Origin of the sequence: Mesorhizobium sp. M0088 (genome assembly GCF_040322895.1) — a bacterium.
Lineage (GTDB): Bacteria > Pseudomonadota > Alphaproteobacteria > Rhizobiales > Rhizobiaceae > Mesorhizobium.
The window spans coordinates 90,353-113,137 of record NZ_JAMYUI010000018.1 but is presented as its reverse complement, the minus strand read 5'-3'; the positions used below and the strand labels follow the sequence as shown (position 1 = coordinate 113,137).

22 protein-coding genes are annotated in these 22,785 nt (G+C 63.3%); 17 read left to right on the top strand and 5 right to left on the bottom strand.

Features of this window, described 5'->3' with window-relative positions; genetic code table 11:
- A complete protein-coding gene (locus NKJ67_RS22130) occupies positions 1-777 on the bottom strand; it encodes a VOC family protein (RefSeq protein ID WP_352583082.1) in 777 nt (258 codons plus the stop codon).
- A gap of 166 nt (positions 778-943) precedes the next feature.
- On the opposite strand from NKJ67_RS22130, the gene NKJ67_RS22125 reads away from it, so the two are divergent.
- From NKJ67_RS22125 to NKJ67_RS22075, 11 genes are all read left to right on the top strand, one after another.
- Positions 944-1,660, top strand: a complete 717-nt coding sequence (locus NKJ67_RS22125) for a gamma-glutamylcyclotransferase (RefSeq protein ID WP_352583080.1) — start codon at positions 944-946, stop codon at positions 1,658-1,660.
- A 142-nt stretch (positions 1,661-1,802) separates the two neighbouring features.
- On the top strand, positions 1,803-3,167 hold the full coding sequence (locus NKJ67_RS22120) for an NAD(P)-dependent oxidoreductase (protein WP_352583078.1): 1,365 nt from the start codon (positions 1,803-1,805) through the stop codon (positions 3,165-3,167).
- A gap of 2 nt (positions 3,168-3,169) precedes the next feature.
- Positions 3,170-4,483: an NAD-dependent dihydropyrimidine dehydrogenase subunit PreA gene (gene preA / locus NKJ67_RS22115; protein WP_352583076.1), complete on the top strand. Its 1,314-nt coding sequence runs from the start codon at positions 3,170-3,172 to the stop codon at positions 4,481-4,483.
- Between the two features lie 109 nt (positions 4,484-4,592).
- On the top strand, positions 4,593-5,096 hold the full coding sequence (locus tag NKJ67_RS22110; protein WP_352583074.1) for an RrF2 family transcriptional regulator: 504 nt from the start codon (positions 4,593-4,595) through the stop codon (positions 5,094-5,096).
- A 43-nt stretch (positions 5,097-5,139) separates the two neighbouring features.
- Positions 5,140-5,598, top strand: coding sequence for a carboxymuconolactone decarboxylase family protein (locus NKJ67_RS22105; protein ID WP_023813202.1), 459 nt, complete (start codon positions 5,140-5,142; stop codon positions 5,596-5,598).
- 62 nt (positions 5,599-5,660) lie between these two features.
- Complete coding sequence (locus tag NKJ67_RS22100) at positions 5,661-6,038, top strand: DoxX family protein (protein ID WP_023813201.1); 378 nt, start codon at positions 5,661-5,663, stop codon at positions 6,036-6,038.
- 113 nt (positions 6,039-6,151) lie between these two features.
- A complete protein-coding gene (locus tag NKJ67_RS22095) occupies positions 6,152-7,213 on the top strand; it encodes a glycosyltransferase family 4 protein (RefSeq protein WP_352583072.1) in 1,062 nt (353 codons plus the stop codon).
- A 50-nt stretch (positions 7,214-7,263) separates the two neighbouring features.
- Positions 7,264-9,426: an amylo-alpha-1,6-glucosidase gene (locus tag NKJ67_RS22090; RefSeq protein ID WP_128364229.1), complete on the top strand. Its 2,163-nt coding sequence runs from the start codon at positions 7,264-7,266 to the stop codon at positions 9,424-9,426.
- Between the two features lie 141 nt (positions 9,427-9,567).
- Positions 9,568-11,349 (top strand): alpha,alpha-trehalose-phosphate synthase (UDP-forming), encoded by a 1,782-nt coding sequence (locus NKJ67_RS22085; RefSeq protein ID WP_352583070.1) that lies wholly within the window; start codon positions 9,568-9,570, stop codon positions 11,347-11,349.
- Positions 11,350-11,402: 53 nt separating this feature from the next.
- Positions 11,403-12,128 carry a trehalose-phosphatase gene (gene otsB / locus NKJ67_RS22080; RefSeq protein WP_164749458.1) on the top strand — a complete coding sequence of 242 codons (726 nt, stop codon included), beginning with the start codon at positions 11,403-11,405 and terminating at the stop codon, positions 12,126-12,128.
- Positions 12,129-12,188: 60 nt separating this feature from the next.
- Positions 12,189-12,437 (top strand): hypothetical protein, encoded by a 249-nt coding sequence (locus NKJ67_RS22075; RefSeq protein WP_127269146.1) that lies wholly within the window; start codon positions 12,189-12,191, stop codon positions 12,435-12,437.
- A gap of 30 nt (positions 12,438-12,467) precedes the next feature.
- Here the strand turns inward: NKJ67_RS22075 and NKJ67_RS22070 are convergent, their stop codons facing one another.
- Entirely contained in the window at positions 12,468-13,190 is a 723-nt protein-coding gene (locus tag NKJ67_RS22070) for an SDR family oxidoreductase (RefSeq protein ID WP_352583068.1), read from the bottom strand.
- Positions 13,187-14,032, bottom strand: a complete 846-nt coding sequence (locus tag NKJ67_RS22065; protein ID WP_352583066.1) for an SDR family NAD(P)-dependent oxidoreductase — start codon at positions 14,030-14,032, stop codon at positions 13,187-13,189. The genes NKJ67_RS22070 and NKJ67_RS22065 overlap by 4 nt, the downstream gene beginning before the upstream one ends.
- Positions 14,033-14,135: 103 nt before the next feature.
- Between NKJ67_RS22065 and NKJ67_RS22060 the strand changes: the two genes are divergently transcribed.
- Positions 14,136-15,023 carry a helix-turn-helix transcriptional regulator gene (locus NKJ67_RS22060; RefSeq protein ID WP_127382854.1) on the top strand — a complete coding sequence of 296 codons (888 nt, stop codon included), beginning with the start codon at positions 14,136-14,138 and terminating at the stop codon, positions 15,021-15,023.
- A 273-nt stretch (positions 15,024-15,296) separates the two neighbouring features.
- Here NKJ67_RS22060 and NKJ67_RS22055 read toward each other — a convergent pair whose 3' ends face one another.
- Complete coding sequence (locus tag NKJ67_RS22055) at positions 15,297-15,932, bottom strand: TetR family transcriptional regulator C-terminal domain-containing protein (protein ID WP_352583064.1); 636 nt, start codon at positions 15,930-15,932, stop codon at positions 15,297-15,299.
- A 241-nt stretch (positions 15,933-16,173) separates the two neighbouring features.
- Between NKJ67_RS22055 and aptA the strand changes: the two genes are divergently transcribed.
- The 4 genes from aptA (at position 16,174) to hydA (ending at position 20,823) form a co-directional block, all read left to right on the top strand.
- Positions 16,174-17,502, top strand: coding sequence for an omega-aminotransferase AptA (gene aptA / locus NKJ67_RS22050; RefSeq protein WP_127271138.1), 1,329 nt, complete (start codon positions 16,174-16,176; stop codon positions 17,500-17,502).
- 139 nt (positions 17,503-17,641) lie between these two features.
- Positions 17,642-18,046, top strand: a complete 405-nt coding sequence (locus NKJ67_RS22045; RefSeq protein WP_352583062.1) for an endonuclease domain-containing protein — start codon at positions 17,642-17,644, stop codon at positions 18,044-18,046.
- Between the two features lie 11 nt (positions 18,047-18,057).
- Entirely contained in the window at positions 18,058-19,308 is a 1,251-nt protein-coding gene (locus tag NKJ67_RS22040; protein WP_352583060.1) for a Zn-dependent hydrolase, read from the top strand.
- A gap of 63 nt (positions 19,309-19,371) precedes the next feature.
- Entirely contained in the window at positions 19,372-20,823 is a 1,452-nt protein-coding gene (gene hydA, locus NKJ67_RS22035) for a dihydropyrimidinase (protein ID WP_352583058.1), read from the top strand.
- 316 nt (positions 20,824-21,139) lie between these two features.
- On the opposite strand, the gene NKJ67_RS22030 is transcribed toward hydA, so the two are convergent.
- Positions 21,140-21,544 carry a cupin domain-containing protein gene (locus NKJ67_RS22030; RefSeq protein WP_352583056.1) on the bottom strand — a complete coding sequence of 135 codons (405 nt, stop codon included), beginning with the start codon at positions 21,542-21,544 and terminating at the stop codon, positions 21,140-21,142.
- A gap of 142 nt (positions 21,545-21,686) precedes the next feature.
- On the opposite strand from NKJ67_RS22030, the gene NKJ67_RS22025 reads away from it, so the two are divergent.
- The gene (locus NKJ67_RS22025; RefSeq protein ID WP_352583054.1) at positions 21,687-22,478 is read left to right on the top strand and encodes an ABC transporter ATP-binding protein; all 792 of its coding nucleotides are present in this window, start codon (positions 21,687-21,689) and stop codon (positions 22,476-22,478) included.
- Positions 22,479-22,785: the final 307 nt, after the last annotated feature.

Sequence of the window (22,785 nt, the reverse complement as noted above, 5' to 3'; positions counted from 1 at the left end):
TCAGCGGACTGGCGCCATCAAGGCGAAGTGCGCGTCTTGCGGGTCCTGGCATTGGACGATCCAACTGCCGCCGGGGACCTCCATCGGGCCCATCAGGATCTTGCCGCCATTGTCGGTGACCCGTTTTGCGGCCGCGTCGATGGCCGCAACGTTGAAGTAGAATTGCCAGACCGGCACCGGGATCTGCTCCGGCTTGTTCATGATGCCGCCGCCGGATTCGGGGCCAGCCGTAAAAGTCTGGTAAGTGCCTATCGGACCCATGTCGAAATCGCCGGCGTCGACCCAGCCGAACTGCTCGGAATAGAAATCGAACGCGGCTTTCCAGTGGCTCGTATAAAGCTCGTGCCAGCCGATGTGGCCCGGCGTGCTGGCCGGCACGACAGGCTGGTCCGGGCCGTTCGGCTGCAGGAACATGAAGGTCGCGCCTTGCGGATCGGCGACGACGGCAAAGCGGCCGACGCCCGGAATGTCGTCGGGCCGCCGGTGAACGGTGCCGCCGGCTGTCTCCAGCGATGCCGTGGCGACGTCGACATCCCTGGTGTGGATATAGCCAAGCCAGGCCGGCGGCATGCCCATCTTGGCGGCATCCTCGGGCAAGGTCATCAGCCCGCCGACGCCACGTTCGCCGACATTCATCACGATGTAGCGCGGCATGCCGGGTGCCTTATCGAAGGGCTGCGCCGTCCAGCCGACCACTTGGGTGTAGAACGCCTCGGCGGCGTCGAGATCTGATGTCATCAGTTCGTACCAGAAGAAGGGCATCGGGGTTTTTGGCATTTTCGGTCTCCTCACCTTTCATGCATCGATCGTCGTCCATCATAGGACGATCCTCACGACGGAAATCCGACATCGCCCGGACAACAATGGGCATGCGTGCCAAGCGTTCCCTGGTTGCACGCGCGCTGGTTTTCGATTTCTCTGCGGTCATGAGGGGTTGTCGTCCATGCGCTTGATGTCGCTCACGCCCGAGCTTGTCGCACTGTGCCATCGGGAAGAGGCCGATCCCGGCCCGGACCCGAGCTGGACAGACATGAACGACGAGGACTTTCGAGACCTTGCCTTGCGGCTGTCCAATGAAGCCGATGAGGGACCGCTATGGGTGTTCGCCTATGGGTCGCTGATCTGGAAGCCGGAATTCGAGTCGGTGGAGCTACAGCTCGCCACGGCTTTTGGCTGGCACCGGTCCTTCTGCCTCGACATGGTGCGGTGGCGCGGCAGCGCCGAGCAGCCGGGGTTGATGATGGCGCTCGAACGGGGCGGACGCTGCAACGGCGTGATCTACCGCTTGCCGGAGGGCGAAAAGCCGGCGCAGATCGAAAGGCTGCTGCGACGCGAGATCAGCGACCACGAAAGCATCGAGACGGTCCGGTGGCTGCCGGTGCATACGCCGCAAGGTACGCTGCGCGCGCTTGGCTTCTGGGTCGGCGTGAAGGGCAGGGGAACGTCGCTGAACCAGCCGCTGGACAGAGTGGCGAGCGTGCTGGCCAGAGCCTGCGGGCATATTGGATCCGGCGCCGAATATCTCTACAACACGGTCAGCCATCTCGAGGAATTCGGCATCCATGACCGCAATCTGTGGCGGCTGCAGCAACTGGTAGCCGACGAGGTCAAGACCATTCATGGCTGTAAGCTTGAACCCGGCCATTCGCGCGCACTGTAAAAGTGGCCCTCGCCTCCAATAACATGACTAAAAAAATCATGTTATTGTCGAGCCTTTTCAGGGGCTTGCGCCGAAAATTGACCAATTGATAAAAAAATAAAACGTGCTAGCCTTCCTCAAAAGAAAACATGGGGAACTGACGATGCCAGAAGGCCAATTCAGGGAAGGCATTGCGGGCGGCAGGCTCTCGGCCGACCAGTATGCGGACAATTTTTCCGACCTGCATCCGCCGCTCGATCACCACGAGGCGCTGGTCGAATCCGATCGCTGCTATTTCTGCTACGACGCGCCGTGCATGAATGCGTGCCCGACCTCGATCGATATTCCACTGTTCATCCGCCAGATCTCGACCGGCAATCCGATCGGTTCGGCCAAGACCATCTTCGACCAGAACATATTGGGCGGCATGTGCGCCCGCGTCTGCCCGACCGAAACGCTGTGCGAAGAAGTCTGCGTGCGCGAAGTGGCGGAAGGCAAGCCGGTGCAGATCGGCCGCCTGCAGCGCTACGCCACCGATGTCGCCATGGGCGAGAACAAGCAGTTTTATCCGCGCGCCGAGCCGACCGGCAAGACGGTCGCCGTGGTCGGCGCCGGGCCGGCCGGCCTTGCCGCCGCGCACCGGCTCGCCCGCCACGGCCATGACGTGACCATCCTGGAGGCGCGCGCGAAGGCCGGCGGCCTCAACGAATACGGCATCGCCGCCTACAAGAGTGTCGACGATTTCGCCCAGGCCGAGGTCGATTACGTGACCGCGATCGGCGGCATCGACATCCAGAACGGCAAGGCGCTCGGCCGCGACTATCAGCTGTCGGATCTGATCCGCAATTACGATGCGGTGTTTCTCGGCATGGGGCTTGGCGGCGTCAACGCGCTGCGTGCCGAAGGCGAGGAGGCCGACGGCGTCATCAACGCGGTCGAGTTCATTGCCGAGCTGCGCCAGGCCAGCGACCTTTCCGGCCTGCCGGTTGGCCGCCGTGTCGTCGTCATCGGTGGAGGCATGACGGCCATCGACGCCGCGGTACAGTCGAAGCTGCTCGGCGCCGAGGAGGTGACGATCTGCTACCGGCGCGGCCAGGAGCACATGAACGCTTCCGAATTCGAACAGGATCTGGCGGCAGCCAACGGCGTCAGCATCCGCCACTGGCTGCAGCCGAAGCGGATGATCGCCGAAGGCGGCAAGGTCACCGCCGTCGAACTCGAATACACGGCGCTGAACGGCGACAGGCTTGCCGGCACCGGCGAGACACTGACGCTCGTTGCCGACCAGGTGTTCAAGGCGATTGGACAGAGTTTTGTGCCGGTCGCCCTTAATGGCAGCGGTGCGTCGATCGATCTTGAAGCCGGCCGCATCAAGGTCGATGCGGAAGGGCGCACGTCGCTCGACAGGGTCTGGGCCGGTGGCGACTGCATCTTCGGTGGCGACGACCTGACCGTCTCGGCGGTCGCGCAAGGCCGCGACGCTGCGGAGAGCATCAATCGGGCACTGACCTCGAACGGGAGGGCATGAGCATGGCAGATATCAGAAACAATTTCGTCGGCATCAAATCGCCAAATCCGTTCTGGCTGGCCTCGGCGCCGCCGACCGACAAGGCCTACAACGTCATCCGCGCCTTCAAGGCCGGCTGGGGCGGCGTGGTGTGGAAGACGCTGGGCGAGGAAGGCCCACCGGTGGTCAACGTCAACGGCCCGCGCTACGGCGCGATCTGGGGCGCCGACCGCCGCCTGCTCGGCCTCAACAACATCGAGCTGATCACCGACCGCGACCTGCAGGTCAATTTGCGCGAGATCAAGCAGGTCAAGAAGGACTGGCCCGACCGCGCCATCGTCGTCTCGCTGATGGTGCCATGCGTCGAGGAGGCCTGGAAGGCGATCCTGCCGGTGGTCGAGGAGACGGAGGCCGACGGCATCGAGCTCAATTTCGGCTGCCCGCACGGCATGTCGGAACGCGGCATGGGTGCCGCCGTCGGCCAGGTGCCGGAATATATCGAAATGGTGGTGCGCTGGTGCAAGCAGAACACCCGCATGCCCGTCATCACCAAGCTGACGCCCAACATCACCGATGTGCGCAAGCCCGCACGGGCGGCACATGCCGGCGGCACCGACGCGGTGTCGCTGATCAACACCATCAACTCGATCACCGGTGTCGACCTCGACAGCTTCGCGCCGCAGCCGACAATCGACGGCAAGGGCTCGCATGGCGGCTATTGCGGCCCGGCGGTGAAGCCGATCGCCATGAACATGGTGGCCGAGATCGCGCGCGATCCCGAAACCCGCGGCCTGCCGATCTCCGGCATCGGCGGCATCACCACCTGGCGCGATGCTGCCGAATTCATGGCGCTCGGCGCCGGCAATGTGCAGGTCTGCACGGCGGCAATGACCTATGGCTTCAAGATCGTGCAGGAAATGATCGCGGGCCTCGAAAACTGGATGGACGAGAAGGGGCACGCCTCGCTCAACGACATCGTCGGCCGCGCCACGCCCAATGTCACCGATTGGCAGTATCTCAACCTGAACTACGTCGCCAAGGCGCGTATCGACCAGGATGCCTGCATCAAATGCGGCCGCTGCCACCTCGCCTGCGAGGACACTTCGCACCAGGCGATCACCAGCATGGTCGACGGCGTCAGGCACTTCGAGGTGATCGAGGCCGAATGCGTCGGCTGCAATCTGTGCGTTAATGTCTGCCCGGTCGAGAACTGCATCACCATGGAACCGCTGGCGGCAGGCGTGATGGACCAGCGCACCGGCAGGCCGGTATCGCCGGTCTATGCCAACTGGACGACGCACCCGAACAATCCGATGGCCAAGGTGGCTGCGGAATAGGGACTTACCCCAACAAAAGAGCGGCGCTTTCGAGCGCCGTTCTTAATTTTCCTATTGCAGATAATAATTATCCACGATAGTATATATCCATGATAAAGGAGCCGATCCAATGAAGCTGGGCGAGGGCGTTGAGGCAGCTATCCATTGCGCTGCCACGCTGGCCAGTGTGGAGGGGAACAGCACCATGCCTGGCGCCGCTCTGGCCGAGTCCTTTGGCCTGTCGCCTAGCTATCTGCTGAAGCATCTCAACATGCTGAGCGCGGCGCGCATCCTGGAATCGGTGCCCGGGCCTGCCGGTGGCTATCGGCTGGCGCGGCCGGCCGAGCGCATCACGCTGCTCGACATCGTGCTGGCCATCGAGGGCCGCGAGCCGGCTTTCCGTTGCGGCGAGATCCGCCAGCGCGGTCCGGTGAAGCTCAATGCTTCGGCCTATGTCAAACCCTGCGGCATCAACGCCGCGATGCTGAAGGCCGAGCGTGCCTATCGCGCCGCGCTCGCCGAGACCAAGCTGTCCGATATCGTGGCCACCTATGCGGCAGAAGGCGATCCCAGGTCGCTTGCTGCGAGCTGCGCCTTCGTCGAGCGCCACCAGCGGCCGCAGAAATCCAGTTAACCCCGTAGACCCAAACCCAAAGCAGATTTGAAAGGACAGGAAGATGAAACAGAGGCTGCAATTTTTCGCCAAGGCGCCGGAGATCATGAAGGCTGTGTCGGCGCTCAACAAGGCGGTGGACGAATGCGGGCTCGAGGTGAGCCTGCTGCACCTGATCAAGCTCAGGGCATCGCAGATCAATGGCTGCTCGTTCTGCGTCGAGATGCACAGCCGCGAGGCGAGGCGCGACGGCGAGACCGAGCAGCGGCTCTATCTGGTTTCAGCCTGGAAGGAATCGCCGCTGTTTTCCCTGCGCGAACGCGCTGCCCTGGCCTGGACCGAAGCCGTCACCTTGATCGCCAGCAATGGCGTGCCGGACGAACTCTATGCAAAGACGCTCGAGCATTTCTCGGAAGAGGAACTGGTCAAGCTTTCCGTTGCGCTCGGCATGATCAACACCTGGAACCGGCTGTGCATCCCGTTCCAGGCCATTCACCCGGTGCCGGCGGCGAAGGCCGCCTGATTGTCCGGTTATGTTGGGAGCGCCGTCGAAAGGCGGCGCTCCACTTTCAAAGGGAGCGTTTGATGCCTGCCGATTTGCCTTCGACCTTGTTGTTTCTCGCTCGCCTGTTGCTCGGCGGCGCCTTCGTCTTCGCCGGCCTGCGCAACATCCAGAACGCGGCCTTCCTGACCCAGCTGATGGCCGCGCGCGGTGTGCCGCAGGCAAGATTGGCGCTGTGGCTCGGCATCGTGCTTCAGATCGCCGCCGGCGTGCTGGTCATCGCAGGATTGTGGACGGCACTCGCGGCCGCGGTGCTGCTGCTGTTCCTCATCGTCGCCACGCCGATGTTTCACAATTTCTGGGACCATCAGGGCCAGGACCGTGCGTCCCGCATCAACGGCTTCGTCGGCAATGTCGCGCTGAGCGGTGGCTTTCTGACCCTGATCGCGCAATCTGTTTGACGCACAGTTCCATGCCGACTGCGGCCTCTGGTGCCCACGGCTCGATCATAAAATCGGAACCAATCGAGCCGTTGACGCATTCACACCTGCATGCCCAGCATCCAGGATGGAATATGAAAATCGCCCATGTCGCGCCGCTTTATGAATCGGTGCCGCCAAGGCTCTATGGCGGCACCGAGCGCATCGTCTCGTATCTGACCGAAGCGCTGGTCGATCTGGGCCATGAGGTGACGCTGTTCGCCAGTGGCGACAGCCAGACTTCCGCGACGCTGGTACCCAGCCGGGAACGCGCGCTGCGCCTCGATCCGCGTCCGCTCAAATCCGAGATCGCGGCGCATCTTTCGATGCTTGCGCAGGTGAGGGAACGGGCGTCGGAGTTCGACGTCATCCACTTCCACCTCAGCCATTTCCTGCACTTTTCCTTCTTCGAGGATCTCGCCGACCGCACGGTGACGACGCCGCATGGCAGGCTGGATTATGTGGACCTGGCGCCGGCCTATGAACGGTTTCCGCGTTTTCCCCTGATTTCCATTTCGCACAGCCAGAAGGCGGGCCTTGCCAAGGCCAATTGGCTGGCGACGATCCATCACGGGCTGCCGACCACTCTCTACGAACCGACTTTCGAGACGACGGCGGAAGAACCCTACCTTGCCTTCCTCGGCCGGTTCTCACGCGACAAGCGCCCGGACCGCGCCATCGAGATCGCCTTGCGGTCGGGGCTCAAGCTGAAGCTTGCGGCAAAGATCGGCGACGACGACCGCGCCTATTTCCACGAGGTGGTCGAACCGTTGATCGACGGCGATCGCATCGTCTATGTCGGCGAGATCGAGGAGGACCAGAAGGCGGAATTTCTCGGCAAGGCGGCCGGCCTGCTATTCCCGATCGACTGGCCGGAGCCGTTCGGGCTCGCCGCCATCGAGGCCATGGCCTGCGGTACGCCGGTGATCGCCTGGAATTGCGGTGCGCTGTCCGAGATCATCGATCAAGGCGTCACCGGTTTCATCGCTGACACGATGGATGGCGCGGTCGCCGCGGTGCCTGATTTGCTGCAACTCGACAGGCGCAAGGTGAGGGCCGTTTTTGAAAAGCGTTTTTCCGCTCGAAGAATGGCCGGCGACTATCTGGCCGCCTATGCACGCCTGATCGGCGTGCCGACCGAGGCGAAGGCGTCTTGAGCAACGACGTGCTCGAGCCACGACAACGAAACAACAGGGATCTTTGACGAATGGCCCAACTCGATGAGCGCCAGCTCGATCCCGCGGTTGCGCTTGCATCGCTCGACGCCACCGCCCCTCGCGAGCCGCATCGGCTGTTTGCGCTCAAGCAGGGCGATTGCTTCGCGGTTGCCGACGCCTATGGCGACATACGTGGAGCCGGCGACGGTTTCTTTCGCGACGACACACGGGTTCTTTCCGAGTTCCGGCTGACCGTCGGCGGCAGGCAGACATCGCTGCTCGGCGCCTCGCTCAGCCAGGACAATGTGCTGTTCACCACCAATTTGACCAATCTGCCGATACAGAGCGCCGGCGGACGCGACATCCCGCAGGGAGCCATCCACATCGAACGCGTCAGACTGCTCTGGCAGGACAGGCTGTTCGAACGCATCACGCTTTCCAATTACAGCCGGGAACACTCCACGATCAGCGTCTCCCTGCACTATTCCGCCGATTTCCGCGACATGTTCGAAGTGCGGGGGTCGACACGGCTGAAGCGTGGGCTGGCCCATGCCGCCGAAACAGACGCGACGTCGGTCCTGCTGCGCTATGACGGGCTCGACGGCCTGGCCCGCCTCTCTGCGATATCGTTCTCGCAGGCGCCGGACCAACTGACAGCCAACCGTGCCGATTTCCTGATCGCCGTGACCAAGCGCAGCAGGAAGGTGCTCTATGTCGAGGTCGGTCCCGAGGTGGCCGACAAGCCCGACCGCGACCGGTTCCGCGCCGCTGCCGCCCGCGCCCGCTTTGGCATGCGGGCCAAACGTCGCCATGGCGCGACGGTGCGCAGCTCCGGCCGCGTCTTCAACGACTGGGTCGAGCGCGCCCGCGCCGATGTCGCGCTGCTGACCACCGAACTGGCGACCGGCCCCTATCCCTATGCCGGCATCCCCTGGTTCTCGACGGCGTTCGGTCGTGACGGCGTCATCTCGGCGCTGCAGATGCTGTGGCTCAATCCCGGCCTGGCGCGGGGCGTGTTGGCCTTTCTGGCCCAGCATCAGGCGACCGAGACCTCGCCGTTCAGCGATTCGCAGCCGGGCAAGATCATGCACGAAACCCGCAAAGGCGAAATGGTGGCGCTGCGGGAGCTTCCCTTCGGCCGCTACTACGGTGGCGTCGATACGACACCGCTCTACATCTATCTTGCTTGCGCCTACGCCGATCGTACCGGTGACATGGCGTTCATCGACGGCCTGTGGCCTTCGCTGTGCGCGGCGGCCGAATGGACGGAGGAGGCGGGCCAGGAGACCGGATTCGTGACTTACCAGCGAGCGGCCGAGTCCGGCCTCGCAAACCAGGGATGGAAGGACAGTTTCGATTCGGTCTTCCATGCCGATGGCCGCATTCCCAAGGGCCCGATAGCCCTGGTCGAAGTGCAGGGCTATGTCTTTGCCGCCTTCCGCGGGCTGGCCAAGCTTGCCCGCCGCCGTGGCGAGGACGACAAAGCCGATCACTGGGAGGACCGCGCCGAGGCGATGCGGGTGGCGGTGGAACGCGATTTCTGGCTTGACGATCTCGGCTTCTATGCCCTCGCGATCGACGGTGCCGGCGAGCCCTGCAAGGTGCGGACCTCGAATGCCGGGCATCTGCTCTTTGTCGGATTGCCTGAGCCGGCGCGGGCACAGATGGTCGCCGACCAGCTGCTTTCCGCCTCCTTCCATTCCGGCTGGGGGCTGAGGACGCTTGCCGACGATGCGGTGTTCTTTAACCCGATGTCGTACCACAATGGCTCGATCTGGCCGCACGACACCGCCATATGCGGTGCCGGCCTGGCGCATTATGGCGAGCGTGAAAGCGTGGTTCGCCTGATGAGCGGCACATTCGAATCCGCGGTCCATTTCAACATGCGGCTGCCCGAACTGTTCTGCGGGTTTACACGCGCGCCGGGCGAAGCACCCATCGCCTATCCCGTCGCTTGCCTGCCGCAAGCGTGGTCGGCGGGATCCGCCTTCATGCTGATGCAGGCCTGCCTTGGCCTGGAGATCGACGGCTGGGATGGCGAAATCCGCGTCACCCGCCCGAGACTGCCGATCGGCATCGACACGCTGACACTGCGGCACCTGGGCGTCGGCGACCGGGTAGTCGATCTCACCTTCCAGCGCGTCGGTGACCGGGTCGTCGCTTTCCTTGCCGACCGCCATGAAGGGCTGGTGCCGCTCATCGTAAGGACATGATCCGAACAAAATTGCCGGAACCGATCCGAGCTTTGTGCGTTGCAAAAATACAGGTCCGAACGCTGACCACGTGGTCGGCAGACCATTTCAAACGGGAACACGAACAAACGGTCGCCGACGGCCGGGGTGAGTTGACATTCAATGACAAACTACGGTGCGGACCTGCTCTGGGTTCTGATCTTCGCGAGCCTCGGTTTTTCCGCTTTTGCCGTTTTCCTCTCCATATCGCGGCACCGTCGCCGTCATCCACCTGCGGTCGCACATACGGCCGGCGAAGATGTGGCCGCGGAAGCCGCGCGCAAGGTGATACGGGAGTTCGAAAAGAATGGCCAATCGGCCGATGCCGCGCTGGTGACCTGGTCGCCCGAAACATTGCGCAAGATCCTGGCCGACGATCTGCCCGATGCGCAGGTCATCGTTGTGTCCAATCGCGAACCGTACATCCACAATGTGAAGGGCGACGGCGTCGAGTTGCTCGTCCCGGCCAGCGGACTGGTGTCGGCGCTCGAGCCCATTACCCGCGCCTGTGCCGGCACCTGGATCGCCTATGGCGGCGGAACGGCGGACCGCCTCACCGTCGACGACCACGATCGTGTGCAGGTGCCGCCTGGCAACCCGTCCTACACGTTGCGCCGGGTCTGGCTGACGGAGGAAGAGCATCAGGGCTATTATCTCGGTTTCGCCAATGAGGGCCTTTGGCCACTTTGCCATATCGCCTTCACCCGGCCGATTTTTCGCGCCTCCGACTGGGCTGCCTATGAAGCCGTCAACCGGAAGTTTGCCGATACGGTGGTTGCCGAGGCCCGCAACGAGCGGCCGATCGTGCTGGTCCAGGACTACCATTTTGCGCTGCTGCCGCGCATGATCCGCGAGCGCCTGCCGGAGGCGATCGTCATCACTTTCTGGCACATCCCGTGGCCGAATTCGGAAGTGTACAGCATCTGTCCCTGGCGTGAACGCATCCTCGAAGGGCTGCTCGGCAGTTCGATCATCGGCTTCCACACCCAGTTCCACGCCAACAATTTCACCGAAAGCGTAGATCGCTTCCTGGAAAGCCGCATCGAGCGGGCCGATGCGGCCATCTCCTACGGCGGACGAACCACATTGGTGCACGCCTATCCCATCTCGATAGAATGGCCGGCGGACCTGCTGGCGAAACTTCCTGATGTCAACGATTGCCGCGCTCGCATGCGCGAGAGGTTCGGCCTTAAAGCGGATGTGAAGCTGGCCGTCGGGGTCGAGCGCCTCGATTACACCAAGGGCATTCTTGATCGGTTCCACGCTTTGAACGAATTGTTCAAGCGACAGCCTGAATGGATCGGAAAACTTGTCTTCCTGCAGGTCGCGGCACCCAGCCGCGGCACGCTGCCAGCCTACAAGCTGCTCCATGACGAGTGCCACCGTTATGCCGAAGAGCTTAACCGGCGTTATGGCAGCGAGGGTTACAGGCCGGTGATCATGGTGGCCGAACATCATTCGCAGGAACAGGTGTACGAGATCTATCGGGCCGCCGACATATGCATGGTCACCAGCCTGCATGACGGCATGAACCTCGTCGCAAAGGAATTCGTCGCCGCGCGCGACGACGAGCAGGGTGTTTTGATGCTGAGCACATTCGCCGGCGCCTCGCGCGAATTGCTGGAGGCGCTGATCGTCAACCCTTACGATGCCGCCATGATGAGCGGAGCGCTGTTGCAGGCATTGACCATGGCGCCCGAAGAACAGCGCGAGCGCATGCGACCCATGCGCGAGACGATCCGCAACAACAACGTCTATCGCTGGGCCGGCAGCATGCTTCTGGATGCGGCGCGTTTGCGCAAGCGCGGAGACCTCGATCGGGTAACCGGTGCCGCCGGCGACCCGCCGCCCAGCGTCGACAATGTCGTCTCCATCTTTGAGCGCAGACGGATGGCGATGTCATGAGCGATACGCTGCAGAAGATTATTGGCGAGACCCTGCAAAAGCCGCAGGCCGTCATGGAGAAACCGCAGCCTGTTCTGGCCGGCGAGTGGGCATTGTTCCTCGACATCGACGGCACGTTGCTGGAACATGCCGAGCACCCGGACGCAGTCTCGGTCAGCGACGAGCTTCGCTCCTTGCTGCAAGGCCTGGACCGCAAGCTGAACGGGGCGTTGGCGTTCATCACGGGCCGGTCCGTTGCGGCCGTCGACCATCTGTTTCAGCCTTTGAAACTACGCGCCGCCGGGCTCTATGGCCTGGAACATCGGCTCCTGCCGGACGACGACGTCGAAATCGCGGACGAGCCGGCGGATATCGCAGCCCTTGCCGACGAGATCGAGGCCGAGCTCGGTCGTGGGGCCTATATCGAGCGCAAGGGACGGGTGCTGGCCATCCACACGCGCGCCGCCCCGCATCTGCTTCCGCGCGCGACGCAGCTTGTCGAGCAGGCGCTGGCCGGCCTGCCAAAGGGCTACCGGGTGGTTGCCGGCAACGCCGGCGTGGAATTGCTGCCGCTGGAGGCGGCCAAGGGTGCCGCGATCCGGCGTTTCATGGAGATTGCGCCATTCGCAGGTCGCCGCCCGGTCTTCCTGGGCGACGACACGTCGGACGAAAACGGCTTCGAAACGATCAATGATGCCGGCGGCATATCGATACGGGTCAAACCACCGGCGCAAACCACCGCGCAGTACGGGCTGGCCGGCGTTGCCGAGACGCTGGCCTGGCTGAGAGGTCAACTCTAGGTGCAGCCGACGCAACCGTGATCGCGCCTCCTGGAAAGGACAAGGAAAGGAACGGTTTCGATGGGACGCTTTGCACAATTGGTTCGAGAGATCACCCCGAACTGGCTTCACGCTCGCTCCTCCCGCCATGAGATCGCCGACGTTTCACCGTCCGACGCGGACTACAGCTGGCAAGAGGCGATCGACAACAAGATGTATGGGGCGGATACATCTGACTATTCCCATGTGCCGGAAAAGCCTGTTTCGGCAAAACCGGCAGGCGACAGGCCCGCGGACGAGAACGACCGCGTTCCAAAGAAGGCCAATTAAGGTCCCGTCGGAGTCCGATAGTCGCTGTTCCTATGCCGCAAATCTCAGCCCGCCGTCGCAGGTCAGCACCTGGCCGGTCATGAAGCCGTTGGAGACGAGGAAGGCGATTGCGTCGGCCACGTCTTCGGCCCGACCGACGCGGCCGACCGGGGTCTTGCCGGCATAGTCGGCAAAGATCGTTTGCCTCTGCTCTTCGGCCAGAAAATCCCACCAGGGCGTGTCGATGACGCCCGGCGCCACGACATTGACGCGCAGCGGCTTCAGTTCCAGGGCCAGGATCGGCACCACAGTCAACAGCATGCCGTTGATGGCGGCGATACCGGTGACGCCGGGCGTCGCGAGCTGCGCCGACACCGCCGAGATGAAGGTGACCGATCCGGCCTTGTTGAGTGTCGGCAAGGCGGCCTGCAGGCAGGACAGCTGCGGGCGGACCTTTTCCTCGACGCCGCTGCCGATGTCGCTCAGGTCAAGCGTCGGGAAGGGGCCGAGGCCCTTGCCGCCGCTGGCCGCCAGCACCAGATGGTCGAAAGGACCGAGGCTCTCGAAGAACTGGCGGACCTCATCCGGCTTCGCGGCGTCGAAAGCAGCCTTCCCGGCAGCGCTGCCAAGGCTTGTCCAAGCGCTCTTCAGTTTGTCCTCGTTGCGCCCGGTGATGGTCACCTTCATGCCCGGGCCAAGCAGTTTTCGCGCCGTCGCCAGGCCGATGCCGGACGAGCCGCCGATGATGACGGTGTGTTCGATTGTCTTGGTCATGAATGGTCTTCCTTTGATGTGGGGGAGGCCGTGCCGATGAGATCAAGGCTCAAGGCTCGCAGACGTTGTCTTGCCTTGGCGTCATAGGCCTGGGTATCGGCGCGGGATTCCCGCAGGCCGTCGAAATAGAGGCCGCTTTTCCCGTCGAGCGCGGGTAAGGCGGCGAGGTTGAGGATGGCGTCGGCGCCGGTCTCGACCGAACTCCACGGCGTCACCCCGGCCTGCCGGACCATGGTGGTGTTCATGTAGCTCGCCGGATGCAACGCGTTGACGGTGACTCCGGTGCCTTTCAGCTGCTCCGCAAGGTCGACTGTGAACAGGATCTGCGCCAGCTTGCTCTGGCAATAGGCACGCACGCCGTCATAGGAGCGGGTCAGCATGACATCGCTGAAATCGATCGCCTGCTGCCCCGCAGAGGCGACATTGACGATGCGGGCCGGCGCACTCGCCTTCAGCAACGGCAGAAGCTCCGATGTCAGCAGGAAACCCGCGAGGTAGTTGACCGCGAAGCGCAGTTCGTAGCCGTCGGCGCTGACCTGCCTTTTGGCACCTTGGCCCGCTGTGCCGATTCCGGCATTGTTGATGAGGATGTCGAGCCGATCCGTCCGGGCGCGCACGGCTCCGGCAAGCCGGCGCACTTCGGCCAGCGACGAGAGGTCGGCGACCAGAAGCTCCGCCCTGCCGCCGGCGGCTTCGATCCCGGTGACAACAGCCTTGCCGCGCGTTGCATCGCGGCCATGCACCAGCACACGGGCGCCCGCGGCGCCGAGCCGTTGCGCGACGACCCGGCCGACGCCATCGGTAGAGCCGGTGATGAGGATCGTCTTGTCTTTGAGTTCCATGTTCAGAGCCTCCGTTCTGTTGCTCTGAACCGAAGATGGGACAGTTGGCGCGGGCCAAACAGTTCAAACTTTATCCTGGTATCAATACTGCTATAATACCCGCATGGAGTCCCAACCCCACGCTGCCCCCACACATTCGGCTGAAGACAGCCGCCGGCGCGAACTCGGCGCCTTCCTGCGCTCGCGCCGCGAAAGGCTGACGCCCTCGGCCACCGGCATCGCCACCGGTCTCAGGCGGCGTACGCCGGGCTTGCGCCGCGAGGAGGTGGCGATGATCGCCGGTGTCGGCACCACCTGGTACACATGGCTGGAGCAGGGGCGGGAGGTCAGGCCCTCGGTCGAGGTGCTGACGGCACTTGCCGAAGCACTGCGCCTCGACGCCGCCGAAAAACAGCATCTGTTCATCCTCGCCGACCGCCAGCAGCCGGAGCGCCGTGCCGTGGCGCCGGAAAAAGTCGACGGCCCGTTGCTGCACATGCTGCAGAGCCTGGTGCTGCAGCCGGCCTATGTTGTCGGGCGACGCTGGGATGTGCTGGCCTGGAACCCGGCTGCCGTCGCGGTGTTCGGCGACTATGGCTTGCTGGAGGGGGACGCCCGCAACATCGTCCACATGGTGTTCACGAGCCCGCACCACCGGCGCCTGCTGGTCGACTGGGAGCAACTGGCGCGCACCGTGCTGGCCTCCTTCCGGGCCGCGAGTGCGCGTTATGTCGGCGATCCGGATTTCGAGCGGCTGATCGAGTTGATGACGCGTTCGAGCCCCGAATTTCGCGCTTGGTGGCCGCAGCGCGACGTCGCGCACCGGTTGTCGGGGGTGAAGCATGTCCGGCACCCGAGCGCGGGCGCCATGACCTTCGAGCATATGAGCCTGTCGATCGGCGACGGCTCGGACATGAAGCTGATCGTCTACACGCCGCTCGCCGAGCAGAACTCGGTCGCCAAGCTGCAGACATTGCTGGACGCGCTGCCGGTTGAGCGGCGCAGCGCGTAACCCTCCACTTCGTCATCCCAGGGCGGAGCAGCCGCGAAGCGGCGTCGAGGAGACCCTGGGATCCATTCCGTGACATTGGTCGAAGGGTACAGCGGAGCAGAATTTGTACCGTTGCGGCGCGTTGAAGTCGCGGCATGGATTCTAGGGTCTGCGCCGCGTCGCTTCGCTCCTTGCTTCGCCCTAGAATGACGAAATCAATGTGCGCTTCGGCCAATCCCCACCGTCTGGGATAGCCCGACGACTGCCAAGTTGAGCCAAGACGTGATCTCGCTGCTACCCCTTCGGCTTCAGCCCATCAAGAAACAGTTGTTCCAGGAAGCGGGCCGCATCCTCGAAGCGGCCGTCGCCGCCGCGGTTCGGCCCGAGCACGGCCCGGACCTGGACGTCGAAATCGGCGTAGTGCTGCGTCGTCGCCCAGATCGAGAAGATCAGGTGCCACGGATCGGTCTTGGCGATCTTGCCGGCGCGCATCCAGCCCTTGATGACGGTCGCCTTCTCGTCGACCAGCGTTTTCAGTTCGCCCGCCAGCAGCGGCATGATGCGCGGCGCGCCTTGCAGGATCTCGTTGGCGAACAGCCGGCTCTCGCGCGGAAAGTCGCGTGCCATCTCCAGCTTGCGCCTGATGTAGCTGCGCAATTCGGTCAAGGGGTCGCCGATGTCATCGAGTTCACGCAGCGGCGCCAGCCAGGTGTCGAGCAGGCGCTGCATCAGCGTCTCGTGGATGTCTTCCTTGCGGCGGAAATAATAGAGCAGGTTCGGCTTCGACATGCCGGCGGCTTCGGCGATCTGGTCAATGGTCGAGCCACGAAAACCGTTGGTCGAGAAAACCTCGAGCGCCGCCTCCAGGATGAGTTCGCGCTTTTCCTGCTGGATGCGGGTGCGGCGAGGGGCGTCCGTGCCGATGGTCACCGTTGCAAGCCCTCGTGTTGCCAAACCTCGCGTTCAAGGTCATCTGGACCAATTCTCTGGACCAGTTTTTCCCTAGCCTGTGGAACGCACTTCAGGTGCCGCATTTCCGCTAGTAATCCTTGACCGCCGACAGGGCGGTGCTAACGTTTGTCCAATCGGTCAAAAATTTGCGTAGCATGAAAACGCGGCAAAGACCAAGCGTTGGGCGCAGCGAAACAGATTACAAGGGGAAGTCCTGGTCATGTCCAACCGGCTGAAAGTCACGCCGAACGATCTCAGCGCATTCTGGATGCCGTTCACGGCAAACCGGCAGTTCAAGCAGGCGCCGCGCATGATGGTGTCCGCCAAGGACATGCATTACACGACCAGCGATGGCCGCAAGGTGCTCGACGGCACCGCCGGCCTGTGGTGTGTCAATGCCGGCCACTGCCGGCCGAAGATCACCGAGGCGATCCAGCAGCAGGCCGCCGAGCTCGACTATGCGCCCGCCTTCCAGATGGGCCACCCGATCGTGTTCGAACTGGCCAACCGCCTGGTCGACCTCGCGCCCAAGGGCATGGACCATGTCTTCTTCACCAATTCCGGCTCGGAATCGGTCGAGACCGCGCTCAAGATGGCCATCGCCTATCATCGTGTGAAGGGCGAGGGCTCGCGCACCCGGCTGATCGGCCGCGAGCGCGGCTATCACGGCGTCAATTTCGGCGGCATCTCGGTCGGCGGCATTGTCACCAACCGCAAGATGTTCGGCACGCTGCTCGGCGGCGTCGACCATATGCCGCACACGCATCTGCCGGAAAAGAACGCCTTCACCAAGGGCGTACCGGAGTATGGTGCGGAACTCGCCAACGAACTGGAGCGCATCGTCGCCCTGCACGATGCTTCGACCATCGCCGCTGTCATCGTCGAGCCGGTCGCCGGCTCTACCGGCGTCATCCTGCCGCCGAAGGGCTATCTCGAGAGGCTGCGCGAGATCTGCACCAAGCATGGCATCCTGTTGATCTTCGATGAGGTCATCACCGGTTTCGGCCGTCTCGGCACGCCGTTCGCCGCCGACTATTTCGGTGTCACGCCAGACATCATGACCACCGCCAAGGGCGTCTCCAACGGCGTCATCCCGATGGGCGCGGTGTTCGTCAAGAAGGAGATCCACGACGCCTTCATGACCGGCCCCGAGCACATGATCGAGTTCTTCCACGGCTACACCTATTCGGGCAACCCGATCGCCTGCGCGGCCGCACTCGGCACGCTTGACACCTACAAGGAAGAGGGCCTGCTGACCCGCGGCGAGGAGCTGGCGCCGTACTGGGAAGACGCGCTGCATTCGCTGAAAGGCGAGCCGAACGTCATCGATATCAGGAACATCGGCCTGATCGGCGCGATCGAGCTGGCGCCGATCGCCGGCCAGCCGACCAAGCGGGCCTTCTCGGCCTTCGTCAAGGCGTTCGAGCGCGGCGCGCTGATCCGCACCACCGGCGACATCATCGCGCTGTCGCCGCCGCTGATCATCACCAAGGGCCAGATCAACGAATTGATCGACCATGTCAGAGAAGTCTTGCGAGCCATAGATTGACGAACTGGACGCGGATATCCCTCCCCCTCGAGGGGAGGGTGGCCGCGAAGCGGTCGGGTGGGGTCGGTGCGACTGGGTGCCGACCTGATCTTTTGCTGCGTGGCCGCGTCTGATGCCCCGTACCCGCGTGAGCTTCGAAATGCGCCAGAAGGCGCGCGCGCTTCGAGTTCACGCGACCGAGGGCGAATCCCTCCTGTGGTATGAACTGCGGGAGTTGAAATCGGGAGGCATCAAGTTTCGCCGTCAGTGCCCGATTGGGCCTTATATCGTTGACTCCGTTTGCTTGGCGGTGAAGCTGATCGTTGAGGTCGACGGTGATCTGCACGAACACGGGAAGGGTAAACGGCACGATGCTGTTCGTGATGCCTATCTGCGCTCTCTCGGGTTTCACGTCTTCCGTGTTGGCGAGCCCGATGTCATAAACAGCGCGTGGCATGTCGCGCAGATGGTCAAGGGGAAGGTTGAGCATATGTCAGCCGACCCCACCCGACCGCTTCGCGGCCACCCTCCCCTCGAGGGGAGGGGGACGCCCCGCAATCGATGAGGTTTTAGAGCATGGCCGCACCCGGCGAGAATCTGCGAATCAATTCAGATCGTTTGTGGGATTCCATCATGGAGATGGCGAAGATTGGTCCCGGCATCGCCGGCGGCAACAATCGCCAGACCGTGACCGACGAAGACGGCGAAGGGCGGCATCTGTTCAAGCGCTGGTGCGATGCGGCCGGGCTCGAAATGGGCGTCGATGAAATGGGCACGATGTTTGCCCGCCGCGAAGGCACCGATCCAAGCCTGCCGCCGGTCTATGTCGGCAGCCATCTCGATACGCAGCCGACCGGCGGCAAGTATGACGGCGTGCTCGGCGTGCTGGGCGGGCTTGAAGTGGTGCGCTCGCTCAACGATCTCGGCATCAAGACCAAACATCCGATCGTCGTCACCAACTGGACGAATGAGGAGGGCTCGCGCTTCGCGCCGGCGATGATGGCGTCCGGCGTGTTCGCCGGCGTGCTCGACCAGGCCGATGTGTACGGGCATGTCGACAAGCAGGGCAAGAAATTCGGTGAGGAGCTCGAGCGCATCGGCTGGAAAGGCAGCGAGAAGGTCGGCGATCGCAAGATCCACGCCTTCTTCGAACTGCATATCGAACAGGGTCCGATTCTCGAGGACGAAGATATCGACATCGGCGTCGTCACTCATGGCCAGGGCCTGAAGTGGCTCCAGGTGACGCTGACCGGCAAGGAAGCCCACACCGGCTCGACCCCGATGCCCAAGCGCCGCAATGCCGGGCTCGGCATGGCCCGGGTGATCGAACTGGTGCATGAGATCGCCATGGACTACCAGCCGGACGCCGTCGGCGCGGTCGGCCACATGGAGGTCTATCCTAACTCGCGCAACATCATCGCCGGCCGCACCGTCTTCACCGTCGACATCCGCTCCCCGGAAAAGGAAGTGCTGGACGCCATGGACGGCCGCATCCGCGAAGGCATCGACACGATCTGCGATGCGCTCGACATCCGCTACGAGATCGAGCAGGTCGGCGCTTTCGATCCGGTCACCTTCGACGCGGGTTGCGTCAAGGCGATCCGCGATGCCGCCGAACGTCTCGGCTATTCCCACCGCAACATCGTCTCCGGCGCCGGCCATGACGCCTGCTGGATCAACCGCGTCGCGCCCACCGCCATGGTGATGTGCCCCTGCGTCGATGGCCTCAGCCACAACGAGGCCGAGGAGATCACCAAGGAATGGGCTTCGGCAGGTGCCGATGTTTTGTTCCATGCGGTGGTGGAGACGGCTGTCATCATGGAGTGAGCTTAGAATCTACCTTCCAAACGACGCTCGCAAAGAAGCGCGAAGAGAACAAGGGAACAGCTAATGACAAAAGTTATCCGAAACGGCACCATCGTCACCGCCGACCGCACCTGGAAGGCCGATGTGCTGATGCAGCACGGCAAGATCGTCGCCATCGGCTCGGACCTGCATGGCGACCACGAGTTCGACGCCACCGGTTGCTACATCATGCCGGGCGGCATCGACCCGCATACCCATCTCGAAATGCCGTTCATGGGCACCTATTCGGCCGATGATTTCGAATCCGGCACCCGCGCCGCGCTCTCCGGCGGCACGACGATGGTGGTCGATTTCTGCCTGCCGGCGCCGCAGCAGTCGCTGCTCGAAGCCTTGCAGATGTGGGACAACAAGACCTCGAAAGCGTCCTGCGACTACTCCTTCCACATGGCGATCACCTGGTGGGGCAAGCAGGTGTTCGACGAGATGGCCACTGTCGTCGACAAGGGCATCACCTCGTTCAAGCACTTCATGGCCTACAAGGGCGCGCTGATGGTCGATGACGACGAGATGTATGCGTCGTTCCAGCGCTGCGCCGATCTCGGCGCGCTGCCGCTGGTGCATGCCGAGAATGGCGACGTCGTTGCCGCTTTGTCGCAGAAGCTGCTGGCTGCCGGCAACAACGGCCCCGAGGGCCACGCCTATTCACGGCCACCCGAAGTGGAAGGCGAGGCGACCAACCGCGCCATCATGATCGCCGACATGGCCGGCGTGCCGCTCTATGTCGTGCATGTCTCCTGCGAGCAGAGCCACGAGGCGATCCGCCGGGCGCGGCAGAAGGGCATGCGGGTGTTCGGAGAACCGCTGATCCAGCACCTGACGCTGGACGAGAGCGAGTATTTCGACAAGGACTGGGATCATGCGGCGCGCCGCGTGATGAGCCCGCCCTTCCGCAACAAATTGCACCAGGATTCGCTGTGGGCCGGCCTGCAGGCGGGCTCGCTGCAGGTGGTGGCGACCGATCATTGCGCTTTCACCACCAAGCAGAAGCGTAACGGCGTCGGCGATTTCACCAAGATTCCGAACGGCACCGGCGGGCTTGAAGACCGCATGCCGGTGCTCTGGACCACCGGCGTCAACACCGGCCGGCTGACGATGAACGAGTTCGTCGCGGTGACCTCGACCAACATCGCCAAGATCCTCAACATGTATCCGAAGAAGGGCGCCATCGTAGAGGGCGCCGACGCCGACATCGTCGTCTGGGATCCCCAGCGCAAGAAGAAGATCACCTCGAAGAAGCAGCAATCTGTCATCGACTACAACGTGTTCGAAGGGTTCGAGGTGACCGGTCTGCCGCGGTTCGTGTTCTCGCGTGGCGAACTGTCGATCCAGGAGGCCGAGGTCAAGGCCAAGTCCGGTCATGGCGAGTTCGTTGGCCGCGAGCCGAATGCGGCGGTCAACCGGGCGCTGTCGACGTGGAAGGAAATCTCCGCGCCGCGCAAGGTGGAACGCACCGGCATCCCGGCGACCGGGGTTTGAGCTTGCGCGGCTCGAAGAACGCCAAGAAACGGATGATTGCCGACAAACACGGCGCCGCCTTTGGGGATGTGTCGCAGTGCCGATAATTGCCGAACTCGGCGCCGCCCCTCATCCGCCTGCCGGCACCTTCTCCCCGTATAGTGACGGGGAGAAGGGAGATGAACGCAACCTCGCCCCCCTTTTTTGTAACGTCGGAGATTGGCGAAATCGTCCTTCTCCCCGTCACTATACGGGGAGAAGTGCCCGGCAGGGCGATAAGGGGCAGCGCAAACCTCGGGCAATTGACCGGTGGGATCCTAGCCCGTCGATACCGGCTTCAGGCGACCAGTGCATCCAGTTCCGGCAGCAGGACGACGCTTTCCTGTTCGTTGGGATCGGTGCGGGCAATGACGGCCGAAGACGGGGCGCTGCTCAGATTGGCCGGCAGATGCGGCACGCCGGCCGGAATGTAGAAGAGGTCGCCGGCCTTGACCACGATATGATGCTCGAGCCGGTCGCCGTACCAGGTGTGGACTTCGCCGGAGAGCACGTAGATCGCCGTCTCGTGGCTCTCATGCATATGCGCCTTGGCGCGCGCGCCGGGCGGCATGGTGAGCATGTGCATGCAGATGCCGGAAGCGCCGACGGTCTCGGCGGCAATGCCGGCGAAATAGGTCAATCCCTGCTTGCCTTCATAAGTGCTTTCAGGGCGGATAAGATGACAACTGGGTTTGGGCGACATCGGGGAAACTCCGGGCGTCGATCGAGTGGGACAAGGTCAGTGGGACAGGGCCAAATGGGACAGGGTAAGTGGAAAACAACATCGCGATAAAAGCAATCGGATTCCAGCCGCCGCAGGGACGGAAACAGGCAGGCGGCAGCCGATGACGGGGACTTCGCCAGCCGTCGTCGCGGCAAGCAAACTCGGACTGACCTTCCAGACCAATGACGGGCCGGTGCAGGCGCTGTCAAACGTCGATCTCACCATCGGCAAGGGGGAGTTCGTCTCCTTCATCGGGCCTTCGGGCTGCGGCAAGACCACGCTGCTGCGCGTCATCGCAGATCTGGAGAAGCCGACCTCGGGGACGATTTCCGTCAATGGCATGACAGCAGAGCAGGCGCGCGAGAAACGAGCCTATGGCTATGTCTTTCAGGCCGCCGCCCTGTTTCCGTGGCGCACCATCGAGCGCAATGTCGGGTTGCCACTCGAGATCATGGGCCTGTCCAGGGCGGAGCAGGGCGAGCGGATCAAGCGCACGCTCGATCTCGTCAACCTCTCAGGCTTCGAGAAGAAATATCCCTGGCAGCTCTCGGGCGGCATGCAGCAGCGCGCCTCGATTGCCCGTGCGCTGGCCTTCGACGCCGACCTGCTGCTGATGGACGAGCCGTTCGGCGCGCTGGACGAGATCGTGCGCGACCATCTCAACGAGCAATTGCTGGAATTGTGGGGACGCACCAACAAGACCATCTGCTTCGTCACCCACTCCATTCCGGAAGCCGTTTATCTGTCGACGCGCATCGTCGTCATGTCACCGCGGCCGGGCCGCGTCAGCGACATCATCGAATCGACACTGCCGAGAGAGCGGCCGCTCGACATCCGCGAGACGCCGGAGTTTCTGGCGATCGCGGCGCGCGTGCGCGACGGGCTGCGGGCAGGGCACAGCTATGATGATTGAGGGAGCAAACGACGGGCTCCCTCCTCTCCCCAACGGGGAGAGGGTGGCCGGAGCGAAGCGGAGGTCGGGTGAGGGGGCGGCCCACCGCGCCTTCGTCATCCTAGGGCGGAGCAGGCGCGAAGCGGCCTGCGCAGACCCTAGGATCCATGCCGTGACGCCGGCCGAAAGGCGAAAACGGTTGAGAAAACAGGCCAAGCAGGGCGAGGCACAGGGAGCCTTGTTCCGCACCGTTGTGGAGCACAGAGGTAACGGCATGGATCCTAGGGTCTGCGCCGCGTCGCTTCGCTCCTTGCTTCGCCCTAGGATG

Bases quoted from the DNA above. Each gene is read 5' to 3' on its own strand.
- NKJ67_RS22130 (WP_352583082.1), bottom strand. From the start codon at position 777: ATGCCAAAAACCCCGATGCCCTTCTTCTGGTACGAACTGATGACATCA.
- NKJ67_RS22125 (WP_352583080.1), top strand. From the start codon at position 944: ATGCGCTTGATGTCGCTCACGCCCGAGCTTGTCGCACTGTGCCATCGG.
- NKJ67_RS22120 (WP_352583078.1), top strand. From the start codon at position 1,803: ATGCCAGAAGGCCAATTCAGGGAAGGCATTGCGGGCGGCAGGCTCTCG.
- preA (WP_352583076.1), top strand. From the start codon at position 3,170: ATGGCAGATATCAGAAACAATTTCGTCGGCATCAAATCGCCAAATCCG.
- NKJ67_RS22110 (WP_352583074.1), top strand. From the start codon at position 4,593: ATGAAGCTGGGCGAGGGCGTTGAGGCAGCTATCCATTGCGCTGCCACG.
- NKJ67_RS22105 (WP_023813202.1), top strand. From the start codon at position 5,140: ATGAAACAGAGGCTGCAATTTTTCGCCAAGGCGCCGGAGATCATGAAG.
- NKJ67_RS22100 (WP_023813201.1), top strand. From the start codon at position 5,661: ATGCCTGCCGATTTGCCTTCGACCTTGTTGTTTCTCGCTCGCCTGTTG.
- NKJ67_RS22095 (WP_352583072.1), top strand. From the start codon at position 6,152: ATGAAAATCGCCCATGTCGCGCCGCTTTATGAATCGGTGCCGCCAAGG.
- NKJ67_RS22090 (WP_128364229.1), top strand. From the start codon at position 7,264: ATGGCCCAACTCGATGAGCGCCAGCTCGATCCCGCGGTTGCGCTTGCA.
- NKJ67_RS22085 (WP_352583070.1), top strand. From the start codon at position 9,568: ATGACAAACTACGGTGCGGACCTGCTCTGGGTTCTGATCTTCGCGAGC.
- otsB (WP_164749458.1), top strand. From the start codon at position 11,403: ATGGAGAAACCGCAGCCTGTTCTGGCCGGCGAGTGGGCATTGTTCCTC.
- NKJ67_RS22075 (WP_127269146.1), top strand. From the start codon at position 12,189: ATGGGACGCTTTGCACAATTGGTTCGAGAGATCACCCCGAACTGGCTT.
- NKJ67_RS22070 (WP_352583068.1), bottom strand. From the start codon at position 13,190: ATGACCAAGACAATCGAACACACCGTCATCATCGGCGGCTCGTCCGGC.
- NKJ67_RS22065 (WP_352583066.1), bottom strand. From the start codon at position 14,032: ATGGAACTCAAAGACAAGACGATCCTCATCACCGGCTCTACCGATGGC.
- NKJ67_RS22060 (WP_127382854.1), top strand. From the start codon at position 14,136: ATGGAGTCCCAACCCCACGCTGCCCCCACACATTCGGCTGAAGACAGC.
- aptA (WP_127271138.1), top strand. From the start codon at position 16,174: ATGTCCAACCGGCTGAAAGTCACGCCGAACGATCTCAGCGCATTCTGG.
- NKJ67_RS22045 (WP_352583062.1), top strand. From the start codon at position 17,642: ATGCGCCAGAAGGCGCGCGCGCTTCGAGTTCACGCGACCGAGGGCGAA.
- NKJ67_RS22040 (WP_352583060.1), top strand. From the start codon at position 18,058: ATGGCCGCACCCGGCGAGAATCTGCGAATCAATTCAGATCGTTTGTGG.
- hydA (WP_352583058.1), top strand. From the start codon at position 19,372: ATGACAAAAGTTATCCGAAACGGCACCATCGTCACCGCCGACCGCACC.
- NKJ67_RS22030 (WP_352583056.1), bottom strand. From the start codon at position 21,544: ATGTCGCCCAAACCCAGTTGTCATCTTATCCGCCCTGAAAGCACTTAT.
- NKJ67_RS22025 (WP_352583054.1), top strand. From the start codon at position 21,687: ATGACGGGGACTTCGCCAGCCGTCGTCGCGGCAAGCAAACTCGGACTG.